This window comes from Rhizobium sp. Root491 (assembly GCF_001427205.1).
In the GTDB taxonomy this organism is placed as follows: domain Bacteria; phylum Pseudomonadota; class Alphaproteobacteria; order Rhizobiales; family Rhizobiaceae; genus Agrobacterium; species Agrobacterium tumefaciens.
Genome location: NZ_LMFF01000017.1, coordinates 266423 through 285837 on the forward strand (window position 1 = coordinate 266423; position 19415 = coordinate 285837).

21 protein-coding genes are annotated in these 19415 nt (G+C 59.8%); 12 read left to right on the forward strand and 9 right to left on the reverse strand.

The genetic code is table 11. The features are described 5' to 3' along the window. Window positions 1–8: 8 nt before the first annotated feature. The 7 genes from ASD46_RS21310 to ASD46_RS21340 all read right to left on the reverse strand — a co-directional run bounded on the left by ASD46_RS21310 (window position 9) and on the right by ASD46_RS21340 (window position 7344). A complete protein-coding gene (locus ASD46_RS21310; protein WP_035200233.1) occupies window positions 9–1019 on the reverse strand; it encodes a Gfo/Idh/MocA family protein in 1011 nt (336 codons plus the stop codon). 10 nt (window positions 1020–1029) lie between these two features. After that, a complete protein-coding gene (locus ASD46_RS21315; protein ID WP_004431052.1) occupies window positions 1030–1929 on the reverse strand; it encodes a sugar phosphate isomerase/epimerase family protein in 900 nt (299 codons plus the stop codon). A 143-nt stretch (window positions 1930–2072) separates the two neighbouring features. Next, entirely contained in the window at window positions 2073–3014 is a 942-nt protein-coding gene (locus tag ASD46_RS21320; RefSeq protein WP_013762379.1) for a sugar ABC transporter substrate-binding protein, read from the reverse strand. A gap of 282 nt (window positions 3015–3296) precedes the next feature. Further along, a complete protein-coding gene (locus ASD46_RS21325) occupies window positions 3297–4325 on the reverse strand; it encodes a LacI family DNA-binding transcriptional regulator (RefSeq protein WP_060642650.1) in 1029 nt (342 codons plus the stop codon). 403 nt (window positions 4326–4728) lie between these two features. Continuing rightward, window positions 4729–5934, reverse strand: a complete 1206-nt coding sequence (pcaF, locus tag ASD46_RS21330) for a 3-oxoadipyl-CoA thiolase (protein ID WP_060642651.1) — start codon at window positions 5932–5934, stop codon at window positions 4729–4731. Window positions 5935–5944: 10 nt separating this feature from the next. Beyond that, window positions 5945–6640 (reverse strand): CoA transferase subunit B, encoded by a 696-nt coding sequence (locus tag ASD46_RS21335; protein ID WP_025595010.1) that lies wholly within the window; start codon window positions 6638–6640, stop codon window positions 5945–5947. Further along, complete coding sequence (locus ASD46_RS21340; RefSeq protein ID WP_060642652.1) at window positions 6637–7344, reverse strand: 3-oxoacid CoA-transferase subunit A; 708 nt, start codon at window positions 7342–7344, stop codon at window positions 6637–6639. The genes ASD46_RS21335 and ASD46_RS21340 overlap by 4 nt, the downstream gene beginning before the upstream one ends. Window positions 7345–7480: 136 nt before the next feature. Between ASD46_RS21340 and ASD46_RS21345 the strand changes: the two genes are divergently transcribed. Then, complete coding sequence (locus ASD46_RS21345; RefSeq protein WP_060642653.1) at window positions 7481–8242, forward strand: IclR family transcriptional regulator; 762 nt, start codon at window positions 7481–7483, stop codon at window positions 8240–8242. On the opposite strand, the gene ASD46_RS21350 is transcribed toward ASD46_RS21345, so the two are convergent. Further along, window positions 8188–9135 (reverse strand): helix-turn-helix domain-containing protein, encoded by a 948-nt coding sequence (locus ASD46_RS21350; protein ID WP_060642791.1) that lies wholly within the window; start codon window positions 9133–9135, stop codon window positions 8188–8190. The two genes, ASD46_RS21345 and ASD46_RS21350, sit on opposite strands and share 55 nt — an antisense overlap. Before the next feature lie 119 nt (window positions 9136–9254). On the opposite strand from ASD46_RS21350, the gene pobA reads away from it, so the two are divergent. Further along, a complete protein-coding gene (gene pobA, locus ASD46_RS21355; protein ID WP_060642654.1) occupies window positions 9255–10427 on the forward strand; it encodes a 4-hydroxybenzoate 3-monooxygenase in 1173 nt (390 codons plus the stop codon). Here the strand turns inward: pobA and pcaQ are convergent. Continuing rightward, on the reverse strand, window positions 10424–11365 hold the full coding sequence (gene pcaQ / locus ASD46_RS21360; RefSeq protein WP_019567002.1) for a pca operon transcription factor PcaQ: 942 nt from the start codon (window positions 11363–11365) through the stop codon (window positions 10424–10426). The two genes, pobA and pcaQ, sit on opposite strands and share 4 nt — an antisense overlap. Before the next feature lie 95 nt (window positions 11366–11460). On the opposite strand from pcaQ, the gene pcaD reads away from it, so the two are divergent. From pcaD to ASD46_RS21410, 10 genes are all read left to right on the forward strand, one after another. Beyond that, window positions 11461–12258 (forward strand): 3-oxoadipate enol-lactonase, encoded by a 798-nt coding sequence (gene pcaD / locus ASD46_RS21365; protein ID WP_060642655.1) that lies wholly within the window; start codon window positions 11461–11463, stop codon window positions 12256–12258. A gap of 3 nt (window positions 12259–12261) precedes the next feature. Then, the gene (pcaC, locus tag ASD46_RS21370; protein WP_004431033.1) at window positions 12262–12684 is read left to right on the forward strand and encodes a 4-carboxymuconolactone decarboxylase; all 423 of its coding nucleotides are present in this window, start codon (window positions 12262–12264) and stop codon (window positions 12682–12684) included. After that, window positions 12681–13421: a protocatechuate 3,4-dioxygenase subunit beta gene (pcaH, locus tag ASD46_RS21375; RefSeq protein ID WP_060642656.1), complete on the forward strand. Its 741-nt coding sequence runs from the start codon at window positions 12681–12683 to the stop codon at window positions 13419–13421. Before pcaC ends, pcaH begins: the two co-directional genes overlap by 4 nt. 2 nt (window positions 13422–13423) lie before the next feature. After that, window positions 13424–14044 carry a protocatechuate 3,4-dioxygenase subunit alpha gene (gene pcaG / locus ASD46_RS21380; protein ID WP_025595017.1) on the forward strand — a complete coding sequence of 207 codons (621 nt, stop codon included), beginning with the start codon at window positions 13424–13426 and terminating at the stop codon, window positions 14042–14044. A gap of 18 nt (window positions 14045–14062) precedes the next feature. Next, window positions 14063–15124: a 3-carboxy-cis,cis-muconate cycloisomerase gene (locus ASD46_RS21385; RefSeq protein ID WP_060642657.1), complete on the forward strand. Its 1062-nt coding sequence runs from the start codon at window positions 14063–14065 to the stop codon at window positions 15122–15124. Window positions 15125–15492: 368 nt separating this feature from the next. Beyond that, window positions 15493–16161 carry an amino acid ABC transporter permease gene (locus tag ASD46_RS21390; protein ID WP_004431026.1) on the forward strand — a complete coding sequence of 223 codons (669 nt, stop codon included), beginning with the start codon at window positions 15493–15495 and terminating at the stop codon, window positions 16159–16161. Window positions 16162–16171: 10 nt separating this feature from the next. Further along, window positions 16172–16822, forward strand: coding sequence for an amino acid ABC transporter permease (locus tag ASD46_RS21395; protein ID WP_004431025.1), 651 nt, complete (start codon window positions 16172–16174; stop codon window positions 16820–16822). Between the two features lie 43 nt (window positions 16823–16865). Further along, the gene (locus ASD46_RS21400) at window positions 16866–17702 is read left to right on the forward strand and encodes a transporter substrate-binding domain-containing protein (RefSeq protein WP_004431022.1); all 837 of its coding nucleotides are present in this window, start codon (window positions 16866–16868) and stop codon (window positions 17700–17702) included. Window positions 17703–17736: 34 nt separating this feature from the next. Continuing rightward, window positions 17737–18576: a transporter substrate-binding domain-containing protein gene (locus ASD46_RS21405; RefSeq protein WP_013762366.1), complete on the forward strand. Its 840-nt coding sequence runs from the start codon at window positions 17737–17739 to the stop codon at window positions 18574–18576. 29 nt (window positions 18577–18605) lie between these two features. After that, on the forward strand, window positions 18606–19367 hold the full coding sequence (locus ASD46_RS21410; RefSeq protein WP_004431018.1) for an amino acid ABC transporter ATP-binding protein: 762 nt from the start codon (window positions 18606–18608) through the stop codon (window positions 19365–19367). The last annotated feature ends 48 nt before the right edge of the window (window positions 19368–19415 follow it).

The window sequence follows — 19415 nt, forward strand, 5'->3', positions numbered from 1 at the left end:
ACATATCCTCACTTATAAAGGGCAGGACGCGCGGGAAGGTCGATGGCGACCGCAGCGCCACCGGTTTCCTGCGCGGTGACGCAGGCATCGGATGTGATGGCGGCCACGTAACCGTCCCAGGAATTTGGTCCGGCCGCAGTCCCCTTCGCCGCCGCATGGATGAAATCCTGCAGCTCGACATCATAGCTCGCGATAAAGCGATCCTTCCAGTCTGTCAGGATATCGTTCTGCTGCTTGGCGCCAAGGCGGGTCTGGACGGACATCGGCTCCGGCAGGCTGGCGATGCCATCCTCTCCCACCACCTGGCACTGAATATCATAGCCATAATGGCAATTGACGAAAATTTCGACGTCGATGAGCGTGCCCCTGGTGGTCTCCAGAATGACGATCTGCGGATCCTTCAGCTGTGCATGGCTTCTGGCCGCCGAGCGGGGAAAGAGAACCCGCGCCGAAACATAGTCATCGTCGAGCAGCCAGCGCAGCACGTCGATCTCGTGGATCATCGTGTCGTGGATGGCCATAGCAGTCACATATTGCTCCGGAACCGCCGGATTGCGGTGGGCGGCGTGCACCATGATCGGCGCGCCGATCTTGGTGTCGACGGCCTGTTTCAACGCCACATAACCGGCGTCATAACGGCGCATGAAGCCCACCTGAACCAGCCGCTTGCCCTGCGCCACCTCGGCGTCAACGATGCGTTTTGCCCCTTCCGCCGTTGTCGACAGCGGCTTTTCGCAAAAGCAGGGCTTGCCGGCGGCAATGGCGGCCAGCACATATTGCTCATGCGTTGCACCCCAGGATGTCACCAGAACGGCGTCCACATCCGGCGATGCAATCAGTTCCTCGCCGGTGGCGAAAATGACGGCGTCCGGAGCAATGTCGTTCTTCACCGCCTCGGCGGATGCAGGGTTGACGTCACTCAGCGCCACGACCTTTGCGCCTCCGAGGACCTTGTTGATGCGGCGGGCATGGTCACGGCCAATCGCGCCGGTGCCGATGACACCAATTCTCACAGTCATGGGAAAAACCTCACTTGCGGTATTTTTCGATATAGTTGTTGATCTCGGCGCACATGAACCTGCCCGATTCATCGGCCCTGTCCTCCCAGGCAAAAACACAGGAGGTCATGATGCCGTCGAAGCCGATTTCGGAAAGCGTGCCGAAGAAGTCGTCCCACGGCACCTCACCCTGGCCGATGTTCAAGTGCTGGTGCACGCGCGCCTGCGTGCCGGGCGGGTTGAGAATGTAGCGCAGCCCTGAACTGGCCTTGTGATTGAAGGTATCACCGACATGTACGTGGGCGAGCACATCCTTCGCTTCGCGCAGCATCGCCTTGGTGTCGTCGCCGAAATAGAAGGTGTGCGGCGCGCAATAGAGAAACTTCACATTCTTCGAATTGACGGTGCGGATGATGTCGAGCGCCGGCTGAAGCGTCTCGCACCAGTCTTCCGGATGCGGCTCAACATGCAGATTGATGCCTTCGCGCTCGAAGATCGGCACCAACTCTTCCATTGAACGCCACCAGGCGTCCTCGCAGGCCTCGATCATAGAGCCGGTATGGCAGCAATAGCAGGAACCCTTGTCGGGATGCGGTCCACGGCCAAATTCGGAGTTCATCGTATCGACCTCCAGTTCGACGGCGATCTCGATGGCGCGTTTCCAGTGTTTTACTGCTGCCTGCCGCTCGGTCTCGTCATTGGAGGCCCAGCGATACATCGGCAGCAGCGAGGCAATCTTGACGTTTTCGGCCGCCAGCGCCTTCTTGAACGAGCGGATCCTTTCGGGAAACACGCGTGGCGCCTTGAACCATTCGAGGAAATCGGCGCGCGGGCTGAGCTCGATCCAGTCGTAGCCGAGCTCCCTAACTTTGGCGGGAAGGGCTTCGAGGCTGAGATGGCGGTGCATGAACGGGTCGATGGCGATGCGCATTTACGCTTCCTTGTCGTCGGTATCTGTTGAGGTCGTTGCGGACAGGTTAGGCCGCGGTCCGGGAGAAGAGACCGCGGCCTTGGGCCTGCTTGTCCATGAGCGGCCCCTTGGTTTATTGCCGGCATTCCCAGTGAATGCTGGCCTCAGTTCTTCGCCTGATAATCCTTGAGGTTGGCGGGCGTGACGAGTTCGAAGGGCACGAAGACCTTCTTGTCGATCGTCTCGCCCTTGGCGAGTTTCAGCGCGGCATCCACCGCGCCCTTGCCCTGGCCGGCGGCATTCTGAAAAACACTGACATCCAGTTCGCCCGCCGCCATCGCGGCAAGTGCATCCTGGGTCGCGTCGATGCCCGCGATGATGACGCCATCCATCGGCCGGCCGGTCGCCTTCAGCGACTGGATCGCGCCGATCGCCATCTCGTCATTGTTGGAAATCACCGCATCGAACTCAACGCCAGCCGAGAGCCAGTTGGTCATCAGGTCCGACCCCTGCGTGCGCGACCAGTTGGCGGATTGCTCCTCAACGAGCTTGATGAAGCTGCAATCCGGAGTGGCGACGACCTCCTTGATGTCCTCAGTCCGCATGCGCGCCGCCTGGTTGGAGAGCTCGCCCATCATCACCACGGCCTTGGCTTCCGTCTTGCCGGCAGCTTTCAGAAGCCGGCAGACTTCCTGCGTCTGCAACGTTCCCGACTGTTTTTCATCGGAAGCGACGAAGGCCTGTTTGTCCGGCAGGTTGTCGAGATTGACCGGCTGGCGGTTGACGTAGACAAGCGGAATGCCGGCTGCGGCAGCCGCCTGCGAAAGCGCAACCGTCGCATCCGTATCGACGGGATTGACGATGATGGCGTCGACGCCAGCCGCGACAAAGTTCTGCACCTGGCTCAATTGTTTGCCGACATCGTTCTGGGCGTCCTCGATCTGCAGCGAGACACCGTTCATGCCCTTCGAATAGTCGATCATGCCGTTACGCAGCACGGTCAGGAAATTGTCGTCGAACAGGGCCATCGAAACGCCGATGGTCTGAGCCGAAGCCGTGGTCGCCAGCATGGTGGCCAGAGCCGCAATCGCAAAATGTCTTTTCATGTCATCCTCCTCCGAAACTCTTGAAAAGAAACCGGTCGCACAGCCGCAAGTGCATCGCGCCACAGCCGATCGCCGGCAAAAGGATACCCGTCGCCGAAGATGGAAATCTGCGGCGTTTGGCAACCTTGAAACATCGTTATTGTCGTGGATCAGCCTCCTGCCCGCTCCACATGCCGGCAACATGATCCTAGTCCGGGGCCGGCGTCAACGCGTCTTCGGCGGGCAAAACCATCATGCCTGATAGAAATAGACGCGGCATTTATGATAGAATCTATCAAACGATCAAAGGCTCTCAGGAACCCATAGATGAGCGGGCACAAATCTCTGTCCCGGCGTTTCCGCCATGCCGTGTTCGATGGTGTGAACCATCGTGGCAACAAGGTCCGTGCACAGTTCGCGAAGAGGCGTCTGGAACACGCCGGTAATACGCCGCTCAAGCAGCGCCTGACGGGATTCCGGCGTCAACTCGTTGACGAGGCAGACGATGGTTTCCTGGCGGTTCTCCTGCTGCAAGGCCTCGATCACACCTTCCATGCCGCCGCCGATGCAATAGATGCCGACGAGATCTTGGTGTTTGGCGATGGTGTCCATGACAAGCTCGTAGGTCAGCCGCCGCGTTTCCAACGTGATCAGCGCATCCATCACCTCGAATTCCGGCGCATATTCCCTGATATAGCTGCGAAAACCGGTTTCCCGCAGTGAATGGCCGTGAAAACGGTGGCCACCGAGCAATAGCAGCACCTTGCCCTTGCTGCGCGCCAGCCGCGAGATCATCCACGCCGCCGTGCGCCCAACCTTCATGTTATTCGCGCCAAGATAGGCCTCCCGCACACCCTGCGCGAAATCGGAAAGCAGCGAAAAGGTGGGAATACCCTTCGCCTTCAGCGCCTCAACGGCCGCCGTAACGTCATGATGGTCAGGCCCGGTGGCCGCCACGGCCTGCACCCGACCTTTCATGGCCGTCAGAAGGCCCGCAAGCTCGCTCGGCTCTCCCGACTGCGCAAATTCGATGCGCAGGTTCAGATGGCGATCCCTCACGTTGCGCGCCGCAAGCTCCAGCTCATCGGCAAATGTCTGGTAAAAGGAGTGCCGTTCTTTCCGCAGAATGATGCCGAGATTATAGGACGGCAGATCGGCCAACATGCGCTGGCGGATGATGTTGGTGGCATGAAAGCCGATCTTTTCCGCCGCCTCGAACACCCGCCGCGAGGTTTCCTCCCGCACCGGCAGGCGACCATTCAATACCCTGTCGACAGTCGCAACGCTGACGCCGGCGGCGTTTGCAACATCTGTGATTGTCGGACGCTTCATGAAGACACCCCTTACACGGAAAGAATCCTGTCATACCCCGCAAAACATGTCACGGATCATGATAGAATCCAACGCATACCGACATTTCGGCGAGGGGTGCCATAACGCGCGGTATAAATATTGATGGCTGGGGTGTCCGGTGCGAGGCCTGCTTTTCCACTTCCCCCATCTCTGTGCTTGTCACAGAGATTCAGCCAGCCCAAGTCCTTGGGCTGAAAAGACTCCCTCCGCCGCGCAGACCCGCGTCGGCTGGATTCCTGTGACAAGCACAGGAATGAGGGGAGTTGGAATGCACCAACGCGAGAAAATCATGCGTGGAGTTCCTGAGCACCTGCCGACATAGGTGAAGACACGGCGGCAGCGGCATCCGGACCGTTCAACAGAACCGAATGCCGCGGTCCCGTCAGACCCGCTCGAGCGCCACGGCAATGCCCTGCCCGACGCCGATGCACATGGTCGAAAGCGCATAACGCTTGCCGGTCAGAGAAAGCTCGAGTGCTGCGGTGCCGGCAATGCGCGCACCGGACATCCCAAGCGGATGCCCAAGCGCAATCGCGCCGCCATTTGCATTCACCCGCGCATCGTCATCGGCAATACCGAGCTGGCGAAGCGTTGCGAGACCCTGGCTGGCGAAGGCTTCGTTCAGCTCGATCACGTCAAGCTCTTCCTGTTTCAGGCCTAGACGCGCCAGAAGCTTGGCTGAGGCAGGCGCGGGGCCGATGCCCATGACGCGCGGCGGAACACCGGCAGTTGCTCCGCCGAGAATGCGGGCAATCGGCGTCAGGCCGTATTTCTTTGCGGCTTCAGCCGAAGCGATGATGAGAGCCGCCGCACCGTCATTGACGCCGGATGCATTGCCCGCCGTCACTGTCGCACCGTCGCGCTTGTTGACAGGCTTCAGCTTTGCAAGGGCCTCAAGGCTCGTCGCGCGCGGATGTTCGTCTTTAGACACCACCAGCGGATCGCCCTTGCGCTGCGGGATCGTGACCGAGACGATTTCCTTATCGAGGCGGCCATTGGCCTGCGCGTCGGCTGCCTTTTGCTGGCTGCGAACGGCAAAGGCGTCCTGATCTTCGCGGGAGACCTGATAATCGACGGCGACGTTATCACCGGTCTCCGGCATGGAATCGACGCCATATTGCGCCTTCATCAGCGGGTTGACGAAACGCCAGCCGATGGTCGTGTCGTAGATTTCGGCGTTGCGTGAAAAGGCGCTTTCGGCCTTGGCCAGCACGAAGGGCGCGCGGCTCATGCTTTCCACGCCGCCTGCGATCATCAATTCCGCCTCGCCGGATTTGACGGCACGGGCAGCGGCGATGACAGCGTCCATGCCCGAACCGCACAACCGGTTGATGGTGGTTCCGGTCACCGAAACTGGCAGGCCGGCCAGCAGCAGCGACATGCGGGCAACATTGCGGTTATCTTCGCCCGCCTGGTTGGCGCAGCCGAAGATCACGTCCTCGACGGCTTCCCAATCCACGGACGGGTTACGCTCGACAAGCGCCCGCAAGGGCACAGCACCGAGATCGTCAGCCCGCACTGAAGACAATGCACCGCCGAAACGGCCGATCGGTGTGCGGATATAGTCGCAGATGAATGCATCGGTCATCGGTTGTTCCTCAAAGTTCCGGGGCGACAAGATCGGCGACTTCGCCATCGACATGGAGAGGCGCGCCGGTCATGGCCTGCAATTCATCGAAGCTCATGTCAGCCAGTTTTTCGCGCAAAACGAAACGGCCATCCACGACGTCAATCACCGCATGGCTGGTGTAGATGCGGGTGATGCAGCCGACGCCGGTCAGCGGAAAGGCGCATTTTTCGACAAGCTTCGGCTCGCCGTTCTTCGTCACATGTTCGGTGATGACGAAAACCTGCTTGGCGCCATGCACCAGATCCATGGCGCCGCCAACGGCGGGCACTCCCTTGGAGCCAACGCGCCAATTGGCGAGATCACCATTCTGCGCCACCTGATAGGCGCCGAGGATCGCCACATCCAGATGCCCGCCGCGCACCATGGCGAAGCTGTCGGCATGGTGGAAGAAGGAGGCACCCGGCTTCAGCGTCACGGCCTTCTTGCCGGCATTGATGAGGTTCCAGTCCTCTTCACCTTCCGGCGGCGCTTCGCCGAAATTCAGGATGCCGTTTTCGGTGTGGAAGATAGCCTGACGGCCGGGCGGCTGGTAACGGGCGACCATTTCGGGAAAACCGATACCGAGATTGACGTAAGCGCCATCCTCGATGTCCTGCGCCGCGCGCCAGGCGATCTGGGCGTTGGAAAGCTTGATATCGTCGCGAGTGTTGATTGGCTGGGTCATGCGTAGGCTACTCCCGCGCGAATGAGAATTTCTTCCTGTTGCGGATCGGCGATCTCCACGACGCCGTTGACGAAAATGCCTGGCGTGACGACATGCTCGGGGTCGATCTCGCCGGCAGCGACGATCTTGGAGACCTGGGCAATGGTGGTGGCTGCCGCCATGCACATCAGCGGGTTAAAATTGCGCCCCGCCTTGTTGTAGGTGAGATTGCCGTAGGTATCGCCAAGCTCAGCCTTGACGATGGCGAAATCCGCCTTCAGCCAGCGTTCCTGAACATACGACCGGCCGTCGAATTCGGCGATCGGCTTGCCATTGGCAAGCTCCGTGCCGAAGGCAGTCGGGGTGTAGAATGCCGGAATGCCGGCGCCACCGGCACGGATGCGCTCGGCAAGCGTGCCCTGCGGCACAAGTTCCAGCTCGATTTCGCCGGCCAGATATCTGTCGGTGAAAGCGCGCGGATCGGAAGAGCGCGGAAACGAGCAGATCATCTTCTTGACCATGCCCGCATCGATCATTGCGGCAATGCCGATACGGCCATTGCCGGCGTTGTTGTTGATGACCGTCAGGTTTTTCGGTCCCTTGTCGATCAGGGCGTGGATCAGCTCGATGGGCGCGCCGGAGCCGCCAAAACCGCCGATCATCACCGTCGCGCCGTCGCCGATACCGGAAATGGCATCAGTCGCGCTCTTGATTGTCTTGTCCATATCAATCCTCCATCCAACCCAGCAATGGGAACTCGCAAGGCTGCTTGGCGCAGAGCTAAATCCGAATCCGCCTCGACGGCAACAATTTTGTGCGTTATATGATTTTTGTTCGTATATCGCACAAATGGAGCGTGACATGGCCGTCAATGAAAGAGACATGATGGGCGGTCTCGCCAAGGGGCTGAAGGTGATCGAGGCGTTCAGCGCCGAGCGCCCGCGCCTGTCCATATCAGATGCCGCTGACATCGCAGGCCTTGACCGCGCCACCACGCGGCGCTGTCTGCTGACACTGTCGGAAATGGGTTACGCCGCCTATGACGGCAAGTTCTTCACTGTGACGCCCAAGGTGCTGCGGCTTGGCACCGGCTGTCTTGCCACCATGCCGCTGCCGCGCATCGTCCAGCCCCTTCTCGACCGTCTTTCGGAAGAGATCGGCCACAGCACATCAGTCTCCATTCTGGACGATACCGAAATCGTCTATGTGGCGCGCGCCGCCCAGCAGAGGGTCATGTCCATCGCCCTCATGCCTGGCTCGCGCCTGCCCGCCTATTGCACCTCCATGGGCCGCGTTCTCCTCTCAGCCCTTACACCGGAACGGCAGCGCGAGGTCCTGGAACACTCGCGGCTGGTGGCACGGACGGAAAAGACGATGACCGGTATCGACGCCCTGCTCGACGAACTTGAGGCGACCCGCAATCGTGGTTATGCCCTGATCGATCAGGAGGTGGAGATCGGCCTTCGCTCCATTGCCGTGCCGGTGAAAACCGTGCGCGGGCAGACGGTCGCAGCACTCAATGTCGGGCTTGCTGCCTCGGTAGCGTCCATGGAGGATCTGGTGGAACGTTATTTGCCGCCACTGCTTTCCGTCCAGCGTGAGCTGGGAAGAATGCTTGCCTGAGATGAGGCCGAAGCCGCGCCGTCATCTCCCATTTTCCGCCGTTCAGCCAATCGCCATGCCCGCGGTGTCATGCCTGTTTCCCGCTTGAAGAAGCGGTTGAAATAGGCCGGGTCGGCAAAACCGAGATCTTCCGCAATCATCTGCACGGTCGATACGGTGAAGATCAGTTCCTGCTGGGCGATCTCGATCTGGCGCCTGGCAACAAGCCGTTGCAGGCTGAGGCCGGAAACGGAACGGACGAGACGGTTGAGATGGGTCTCGGAAAGGCCGAGCTTCTGCGCATAAAACGCCGCCTTGCGCGGCTCGCGAATATGTCGGGCGATCAGTGACAGCAGGAGTTCGAAGCGCTGTTCCGCAGGGCCTTCCCCGGTTCTTTCCAGTAGAGGCCGCGCCGCTCGTGCAAGAAGTGCAGCCACGGTGGCAAGCTGACCTTCGATCATGGCCTCCCGGCCTATCTCGTGGCTTTCATACTCCGCGGAGATATGCTCGAAATCCCTGCGCAATCGCTCGCCCTCGGAGAAATCCTGTAACGGCAACAACACGGGCTGCTGGAAATTCCGCAGCAGCAGCGCCTGCACGGATGCGGCAAGCGCGCCGGGCAGCACGGTGACGATCACCCCGCCAATATCGCGCGAAAAACGAAAGCCATGCTCGAAACCCGGCGGCACGACAATGGCGACCGGTGGGCGGATAGCCTCGGTGCGGCCATCCAGCAATGCATCGCCCTCGCCGCCCCAAATGTACAAGATTTGCAGGAACGCGGCATGCCGGTGCAGGCCGATTTCAAAGCGATGCAGGCTGCTTCTGGAAAAAAGCGTCTCGCAATGAAAGCGGAAAGCGGTTCCTTGCGCTGTCTCCTCGCCATATAGGCCTTCATTCGCCGCAACCCGCATGTCACCCCCGGCTCCCCGCATCATGGTCGAATTGTGCAATTTACGGATCAGAAAGTCCATTGAGCTTGTCGCGCGCTTTGGTCAATTTCCTGACAGGAGACAATTCCGGGAGGAAACTAATGCGCACCAAGGTCGTCATCATCGGTTCCGGTCCTTCGGGTCTGCTGCTTGGTCAGCTGCTTGCCAATGAAGGCATCGATACCGTCATTCTCGACCGGGCCGGCAAGGACTACATCCTCGGTCGGGTCCGCGCCGGGGTGCTGGAAGAAGGCACAGTGCACCTTCTGGAAAAAGTTGGCGCCGACAAACGCCTGCACAAGGAAGGTCTGCCGCATGACGGTTTCTCGCTGGCCTTTGACGGGCGCGATCACCGTATCGACCTCTTCGATCTTACCGGCGGCAAACGGGTAACGGTGTACGGTCAGACGGAGGTGACGCACGACCTGATGGATGCCCGCGAAAAAGCGGGGCTCACCACAATCTATGAAGCCTCGAATGTGAAGCCGCATGATTTCGATGGTACCAGCCCCTATGTCACCTATGAGAAAGACGGCGTAAGCCACCGGATCGATTGTGATTTTATTGCCGGATGCGATGGGTTTCACGGCGTCAGCCGCAAATCCGTGCCTGAGCGCTCGATCAAGGAATTCGAAAAAATATACCCCTTCGGCTGGCTCGGTATTCTGGCCGAAGTGCCGCCTGTCAGCCACGAACTCATCTATGCCAACCATCCCAGTGGTTTTGCGCTCTGTTCCATGCGCTCGCACACGCGCAGCCGCTATTACCTGCAATGTTCGCTGGAAGACCGGCCGGAGGACTGGAGCGATGAGCGCTTCTGGGATGAAATCCGCCGCCGCCTGCCGGAAAACCATGCCGATGCCCTGGTGACCGGACCGTCGTTTGAAAAATCCATCGCACCGCTTCGGTCCTTCGTGTGCGAACCGATGCGCTTCGGGCGATTGTTTCTGGCGGGCGACGCCGCCCACATCGTGCCGCCGACCGGCGCCAAGGGCCTCAACCTTGCTGCCAGCGACGTGCATTATCTCAGCGAGGCGCTCATCGAATTTTACCGTGAAGGGTCGGAAGCGGGCATCGATTCCTATTCGCAGAAAGCGCTATCTCGCGTCTGGAAGGCCGTGCGCTTTTCCTGGTGGATGACGACAATGATGCACCGCTTTCCCGATACCGGCGAATTTGGCCAGCGCATTCAGGAAGCGGAGCTGGATTACCTCGTGCATTCCCGCGCGGCCTCCACGGCGCTTGCGGAAAACTATGTCGGGCTTCCCTATTAGGAAACAGTTTCGGGCTTCGGGTCGAGCAGTTCGCGCGCAGCTTCGCGAATGGCCTGTATCAGTAGCGACAGCGGCAGTGAGGGCTGCGTATCGGCCCGCACCGTCAAGCCGACCGGACCGCTGGTATCGCCGGTATCGACCGGCAGGATCGCCAGAGTTCCATCTGCCACATCGCCTGCGACCACGCCTTCCGAAATGATCCAGACGGCATCACTGGTGCGCAGGAACGCGCGACCAAACGCATCCGATACCGTTTCGATGCGGATCGGCAAGGCCGGCACCCCATTGGCGATCAGGAACTGCTCGACGATGGGACCGATTACCGACTGGCGGGTGGGGATCAATACCGGGAACTCGTGCAGGTGATCGAAAACCGAAATGCCCGGCGACAGCAGCGGATGGCCGGCGCGCACGACGAACCGCACCTTTTCGGAATAGAGATGCTCGAAGGAAAAGCCCGCCATCTTTTCCGGCGCAGCCAGGCGCCCGACGACGAGATCCAGATCGCCGACGCGCAACTGCTCCAGAAGAACGGCATTGTCACCGGTGACGATCTTGACCGGGCTGCCGGTTTTTTCCGAAAGAAATCCCGCCATGGCTTTCGGCATGATCCTCACCGAAACGGTCGGCAAGGCACCGACGCGAACCGGCGGGCCGGCACGCGCCGCCTCCTGCGAGACGGAATCGACCGCATGGCGAAGTGCCGTCATCGTTGCCCCGGCATGGCGCAGGAACACCTCGCCATAGCGGCTGATGCGGATGCCGCGCCCCTCGCGGTCGAACAGCGAGACGCCGAGAATCTCCTCGAGTTCGCGGATGGTTTTCGTTACCGCCGGCTGGCTGACATGCAGGATTTCCGCCGCACGAATGACGCTTTTCTGGCGCGCCACCTCCACGAAGGTCTGAAGATGCCGGAACTTTATACGCTGCTCGACCATCGAACATATAATCCATTGGTTATATTTTTCACCGATAATGTCATTTTACTTAACCGGAACGCGCTTGCAATATCGTCAACAGGAGGACGTACATCATGCATTTTCTGCGCTGTGGCGAAAACGCGATCCATTATCGTGCGCACGAACTGGAAAGAGGCAAGCCGGTCATCGCCTTTATCAATTCACTTGGTACCGATTTCCGTATCTGGGATGCGGTGATTGCGGAACTTGGCGACAACTATGCTTTCGTCCTGCACGACAAACGTGGCCATGGCCTGTCCGATATCGGCCGCCCTGCCTATTCGATAGACGATCACGCGGACGACCTGATTGCCATCCTCGATCATCTTTCCGTCGACAATGCGGTCATCTGGGGTCTGTCAGTCGGTGGACTGGTTGCACAGGGACTTTATGCCCGGCGTCCCGATCTCGTGCGTGCCCTTGTGCTCAGCAATACCGCCCACAGGATTGGCACCACCGAGATGTGGAACGCGCGCATCGACAAGATCGCCGCAGACGGCCTTGCCTCGCTGATCGATCCGGTGATGGAGCGCTGGTTCACACCAGCCTTTCGCCAGCCGGACAACGTGGTTTATGCGAGCGCGCGCAACATGCTTTCCCAACAGCCGGAGGCCGGTTACAGCGGCACCTGCGCCGCCATACGCGATGCCGATTTCACGCACGAAGCGGGTCGCATCGCTGTTCCGACGCTCTGCGTGGCGGGCGATGAAGACGGGTCGACACCGCCAGCACTGGTGAAATCGCTGGCGGACCTCATTCCCGCAAGTCGTCTCGCCACCATTGCACGCTGCGGCCACATTCCTTGCCTTGAACAACCGCTCGCCTATGCGCAGGCGGTCGGTGATTTTCTGAAGACCTTGCCGGAGCACTGACAGATGGCGGACAATATCGACAAGAACGAGAGATTTGAGCAGGGCATGAAAACGCGCCGCGCCGTGCTCGGTGACGCGCATGTCGACCGCGCGCAGACGGTGACAACGGGGTTCGACCAGCCGTTTCAGCAGCTCATCACCGAAGCGGCCTGGGGCACGGTGTGGTCCGGTAACCACTGGACGAAGCGCGAGCGCTCGATGGTCACCATCGCCTTGCTTGCCGCACTCGGTCAGGACGAGGAGCTCGCCATGCACGTGCGCGCCACCGCCAATACCGGCGCCACCGAAGCGGATATTCGCGAAGCGCTGCTGCATGTCGCAATCTATGCCGGCGTTCCCGCCGCCAACCATGCTTTCAAGACCGCCAAGCTTGCTCTGGCCGGCATGAAAGCCGATAGTTCCCGCGACGAGGAGGAGACGAAATGAGTAATACAAAGCCCGAAACCGGGCCGTTCTTCGCACGCGACCGCGACATTCATCCGCTGGCCTATGCTCCCTGGTACAAGACCTCTGTCCTGCGTTCTCCGCAGCGCGCCCTGATTTCGCTGGAAGGCACCAAAAGCGAGATCACCGGGCCGGTTTTCGGCCACAGCCTGCTGAACGAGCTGGATAACGACCTGATCCTCAATTATGCCCGCCCTGGCGAAATGCCGATTGGCCCGCGCATTCTGGTCCACGGCCGGGTGCTGGACGAGCGCGGCCGCGGCGTGGACGGTGCGCTCGTGGAATTCTGGCAGGCCAATGCCGGCGGGCGGTATCGCCACAAGAAGGAAACCTATCTCGCCGCCATCGATCCGAATTTTGGCGGCGTCGGCCGCACGATCACGGATGAGAACGGTTATTACTGGTTCAAGACCATCCAGCCGGGCGCTTACCCTTGGCCGAACGGCGTCAACGACTGGCGGCCTGCCCATATCCACTTCTCGGTCTTCGGCCACGGCTTTGCCCAGCGGCTGATAACCCAGATGTATTTCGAAGGCGATCCGCTGATCTGGAAATGTCCGATCGTCAAAACCATCCCGGACGAGGATGCGATCAAGCGGCTGATCGCGCCGCTGGATATGAATTCAAACATTCCCATGGACATGCTGGCATACAAGTTCGACATCGTGCTTCGCGGCCGCCGCTCCACGTTTTTCGAAAATCGCAAGGAAGGCAACTGATCATGGTCCAGCCGCTCGGTTATCTCAAGGAATCAGCGTCGCAGACGGCAGGTCCATATGTCCATATCGGCTGCACCCCCAATTTCGTTGGCATCGAGGGCGTGTTCGAAAAGGACCTGGGCTCCGGCGCGCTCTATAACGACAAGGCTCGCGGCGAACGCATAAGCGTGCGTGGCACGGTCTACGACGGCGCTGGCATGCCGCTTAAGGACGCCCTGATAGAAATCTGGCAGGCGGATACGGACGGTTATTACAACAGCCCCAGCGAAACACGCGGCAAGGCGGATCCAAATTTCACCGGCTGGGGCCGCTCGCCCGGCGACATGGATACCGGCGAATTCATCTTCGACACCATCAAGCCCGGCAAGGTGCCCTTCCGCGACGGCCGGTGGATGGCGCCGCACATCACTTTCTGGATCGTGGCGCGCGGTATCAATATCGGCCTGCAAACCCGCATGTATTTTCCCGAGGAGCAGGAGGCCAATGCCGCTGATCCGGTCCTCGCCCGCGTCGAGCAGAAAAGCCGCATCGCCACCCTTGTCGCCAAAAAGGAGGAAGGAAACATCTATCGTTTCGATATCCGCCTTCAGGGCGAGGGCGAAACCGTGTTTTTCGATATCTGAGCGGAGCTGTAACCTGAGATGAGCCTTTCCCCCTTCGAACATCCGTTTCTCTCCGGCCTTTTTGGCGACAGCGAAATCGTTGAGCTGTTTTCGGCCAGAGCGGATATCGATGCCATGATCCGTTTCGAGACGGCGCTGGCGCAGGCGCAAGCCGGGGCGGGCGTCATTGAATCGGATGCGGCGGATGCGATCGTCTCCCGCCTTTCCGATTTTGCCGCCGATACCACCGCGCTTCGCCATGGCGTCGCCAAGGACGGCGTTGTGGTGCCGGAACTTGTCTGGCAGATGCGGGCGGCGGTTGCCGGTACTGCGGCGGAAAAGCTGCATTTCGGCGCCACCAGCCAGGATGTCATCGATACCAGCCTGATGCTGCGGCTGAAGGCGGCAGCGGAAATCATCGCGGCACGGCTCGGCCGCCTCATCGATACGCTGGGTGATATTGCGGTCCGCGATGGCAGCAACCCGCTGACGGGATATACCCGCATGCAGGCCGCCATCGCCATCACGGTCGGCGACAGGGTGGAAAGCTGGATCGATCCGCTGGAACGGCATCTGGTTCGGATCGACACGTTTTTGCAGCACGGTTTTGCCGTCCAGTTCGGCGGCGCGGCCGGCACGCTGGAAAAGCTCGGCGACAATGCCGGCACTGTCCGCGCCGATCTCGCAAAGCGCCTCGGCCTTTCTGACAGGCCGCAGTGGCACAGCCAGCGCGACGGTATCGCCGAGCTTGCCAATCTGCTGTCGCTCGTCACCGGCACGCTTGGCAAGTTCGGGCAGGATATCGCGCTTCTGGCCGAAGTCGGCGCCGAAATTCGCATTAGCGGCGGGGGTGGTTCCTCGGCGATGCCGCACAAGCAGAACCCGGTCAATGCGGAAACGCTGGTGACGCTGGCACGCTTCAACGCCGTGCAGATTTCGGCATTGCACCAGTCTCTCGTACACGAACAGGAACGTTCGGGCGCGGGCTGGATGCTCGAATGGCTGTCGCTGCCGCAAATGGTGACGGCAACGGGGTCCTCACTCCTGATCGCCGAGCGCCTCGCGGGGCAGATCGACCGGCTGGGAGCAAGCGAAGAATAAAGAGGGAATGACAGATTTTCGCGAGGACTGAGCGGCCTTCGGGCGCTTTTGCCAGCGAGATGGGAATGGCGCGGGCGGGCGATGAAAACGCTTGCGACCAATCACATTAGTCGTTGATAAAAAACGACTTTCTTGAACAAGATGAATGAAGAAAAAGTGATCTTTAAGCTGTTTCTAACCGGAGTTGGCGCTTGACACAAAATTGAACTAACTGGTACAAACATTCAGGTTAACGCTATGCTGGCACAGAAGTGTGGAGCTTCCCCGGCACGGTAAAAACAAACGGAGGGCTTTGGAGCCACAGGGTTTCCAAAGCGATGCGAACAAGGCGAAACGTCTGTTCGGACCCGAACGGGTTGGGAGGAAATATGTCTTACAGTCTCGATTTTTCGGCGGTCATAGACCGTCTGCCCGAGCTGCTTCTGGCCTGTCTTGCAACGATCGGCCTTGCAATCGCCGGCATGTCGCTTGCCACCGTCATCGGGGTTCTCGGCGTCGTGGCCCGCCGCTCGCGCTTCAAGCTGCTGCGCGGTCTGGTCATCGGATTCGTGGAAGCCATTCGCAACACGCCGTTTCTGGTGCAGATATTCTTCATCTTCTTCGCCCTGCCGCAAATCGGCATCAAGCTTAACCCCACGGTCACGGCCATCATTGCGCTTGCGTTGAACGGCGGCGCCTATGCCATTGAAATCATTCGCGGCGGCGTCGATTCCATTCCCAAGGGCCAGGTTGAGGCGGGATTGGCGCTTGGCTTGCACCGGGCGCAGATCTTCCGGCACATCATTCTGAAGCCGGCGCTTCGGGCGGTCTATCCGTCACTCACCAGCCAGTTCATCATGCTGACGCTGACCACTTCGGTCTGTACCTCGATTGCGGCTTACGAGCTGACCTCGGTGGCCCAGCAGATCGAAGCGGACACCTTCCGCTCCTTTGAGGTCTATTTCTCGATCACGCTGCTTTATCTGGTCATTTCCTCGCTGATGATGGGGGTATTTTCCCTCATCTCCCGCACATCGTTCAGCTATCCGGTCAAGTGAGGAAAAGACAATGGCATCCATCGGTTCCAACGAATTGTTCTTCCTGCTGCAGGGCCTGAAATGGACCCTTGCGCTGACACTGATCGGCTTCATCGGCGGCGGCATTTTCGGCCTTTGCGTCGCGCTTGGCCGCGTTGCCGAAACCCCGGCGATCCAGCGCGCCAGCACCGGCTTCATCGCGATTTTCCAGGGCACCCCGCTCCTGATGCAGCTTTTCGTCGTTTATTACGGCGTGGCGCTTGCGGGCCTGAATGTGGATGCCTGGATTGCGGTCGCCATCGCATTCACCCTGCATGCCAGCGCCTTTCTGGGTGAAATCTGGCGCGGTGGCATACAGGCTGTGCCGAAGGGTCAGACCGAAGCCGCCAACGCGCTTGGCCTGCACTACGTGTCGCGAATGAAGGACGTGGTTCTGCCGCAGGCCTTCAAGATTTCGCTGCCCGCCACCATCGGTTTTCTGGTGCAGCTCATCAAGGGCACGTCGCTTGCCGCCATTGTCGGCTTCGTCGAACTGTCCCGCGCCGGCCAGATCGTCTCCAACCAGACGTTCCGTCCGCTGACGGTCTTTGCCATCGTCGGCATCATGTATTTCCTGATCTGCTGGCCGCTTTCCCTGTGGGGCGCCAGTGTAGAAAAGCGGATGCAAGCCGCTTCCCGCTAATACCCATCAACATGTCATCAAGCTTTGTAAGGAGGAGCAAAAGATGAAATCCAACGGTAAATTCTCACGTCGCACCCTGCTCGCGCTCGCCGCAGCAACGGTCGCCCTGCCCTTTATCGCACCGGTCGACGCCTTCGCCGGCACGGTGGATGAGGCCAAGGCCAAGGGCAAGGTCGTAATCGGCATTCAGGGCGACAATTCGCCTTGGGGCTTCGTCAATTCGAGCGGCGTTCAGGACGGCCTCGATGCCGATATCGGCAAGGCGTTTGCCGAATATCTCGGCGTCAAGGTCGAATTCGTACCGCTTGCCGTGGCAAACCGCATTCCGGCCCTTCTGACGGGCAAGGTCGACCTGCTGTTCGCAACCATGGGCATGACCGCCGAGCGCGCCAAGACCATCCAGTATTCCAAGCCCTATGCCGGTAACGTGCTTTCCGTCTACGGCCCCAAGGACAAGAAGATCGGCAACTATGACGATCTGACCGGCGTCTCCGTCGGCGTTCCGAAGTCCAGCGCCATGGACACGGCGATCACGGCAGGTGCAGGCTCCAAGGCCAAGATCCTGCGCTTTGACGATGATGCCGCCAACATTCAGGCACTGATTTCCGGCCAGGTCGAGGTTGTCGGTGGCAACCAGTTTTATGGCGACCGCCTCAATCAGGCTGCCAACGGCAAATACGAGCCGAAGTTCGACCTGACGACGCTTTACAACGGCGCCGGCACCCGTCCGGGTGAAAAGGACTGGAACGAGACCGTCAACGCCTTCCTCGACAAGATCAAGTCGGATGGTCAGCTTGCCAAGATCTACGACAAGTGGATGAAGCGCGAAGTTCCCGCTTTCCCGGAAAGCCTGCCGGATATTCCTTTCACCGTGAAGTGAAGACCGGAAGAGGCTGGATTGGGAGGAGTAACCAATGGGAATCTTTAACAAACAGACGCGTTGGCGAACAGCCATCGCCGTCGGATTGGCAGCAGCTTTGCTGCCAATCCTGACACCCGCAGGCGCAGAAGCCAGAACACTTGAAGAAGCAAAGTCCAGCGGCAAGATCATCATCGGCATTCAGGGCGACAACGCGCCCTGGGGCTTCATAAATTCCTCTGGTGTTCAGGAAGGTTATGATGCGGATTTGGCCCGCGGGTTTGCGGACTATCTTGGACTGAAAGTGGAGTTCGTACCGCTTGCAGTCGCCAACCGCATCCCGTCGCTTCGCACCGGAAAGGTCGATGCCCTGTTCGCGTCGATGGGGATGACGCCGGAACGCGCGAAAAACGTACAATATGCGCAGCCTTACGCGCATAACGTCATGTCGGTCTATGCCACCAAGGACAAGAAGATCGCCAACTTCGACGATCTCACGGGAATGACCGTCGGCGCGCCGAAATCCAGTCCGATGGACACGGCGTTGACCGCAGGTGCCGGTACCAAGGCAAAAATTCTGCGTTTCGACGATGACGCCGCCACCATTCAGGCGATCCTGTCGGGCCAGATCGAGGCAATCGGCGGCAACCAGTTTTATGGTGACCGTCTCGCAGCCGCTGGCGGCAAGGATTACGAGGTGAAGTTCGACCTCGTGACCCTCTACAACAGCGCCGCCACGCGCCCCGGTGAAAAGGACTGGAACGAGGCACTCAACGCTTGGCTCGACAAAGCCAAGGCCAATGGCGAGCTCGCAAAAGTCTATGCCAAATGGATGAAGCGCCCGGTTCCGGACTTCCCGGCCTCGCTTCCTGACATTCCCTACACCGTTAACTAACGCTGCTTCCCAGCATGAAGGAAAGTTCCATGTCGCAATCCTCCGCCGCACAGGCTCCGCTGATCGCCCTTGAAGGGGTTGGAAAGTGGTATGGAGCCTTCCATGCGCTGAAAGGCGTCAACATGACGGTTCGCAAAGGCGAAAAAATCGTTCTTTGCGGCCCGTCCGGTTCAGGAAAATCCACCCTTATCCGCTGCATCAACCATTTGGAAGAAATCCAGGAGGGCAAGATCACGGTCGAAGGAACCACGCTTTCGGATTCGACCCGCGCCATCGATGCCGTTCGGCGTGAAGTGGGCATGGTGTTCCAGAGCTTCAATCTCTTCCCGCACAAGACCATCATGGAAAACTGCACCCTGGCGCCCATGCGGGTGAAGGGCCTGTCGAAAGCCGATGCGGAAGCGACCGCGCGCAAATATCTGGAGCGCGTGCGCATTCTCAATCAGGCCGATAAATATCCGGCGCAGCTTTCCGGCGGCCAGCAGCAACGCGCAGCGATTGCCCGTGCGCTCTGCATGGAGCCGAAAGCCATGCTGTTCGATGAGCCGACTTCGGCGCTTGATCCGGAAATGGTCAAGGAAGTGCTCGACACGATGATCGGTCTTGCCCGCGACGGCATGACAATGATCTGCGTGACCCATGAAATGGGCTTTGCCCGGCAGGTTGCCGACCGTGTGGTCTTCATGTCGGAAGGCGAAATCATCGAGGAAGGCCCGCCGGACGAGTTCTTCCGCGATCCCAAGCACCAGCGTACCCGCACATTCCTCGGCGAAATTCTCGCCCATCACTAAGGCTCACCCGGAGCCGACAGGCAGGCGGGGATGACCCCCGCCTCTCCC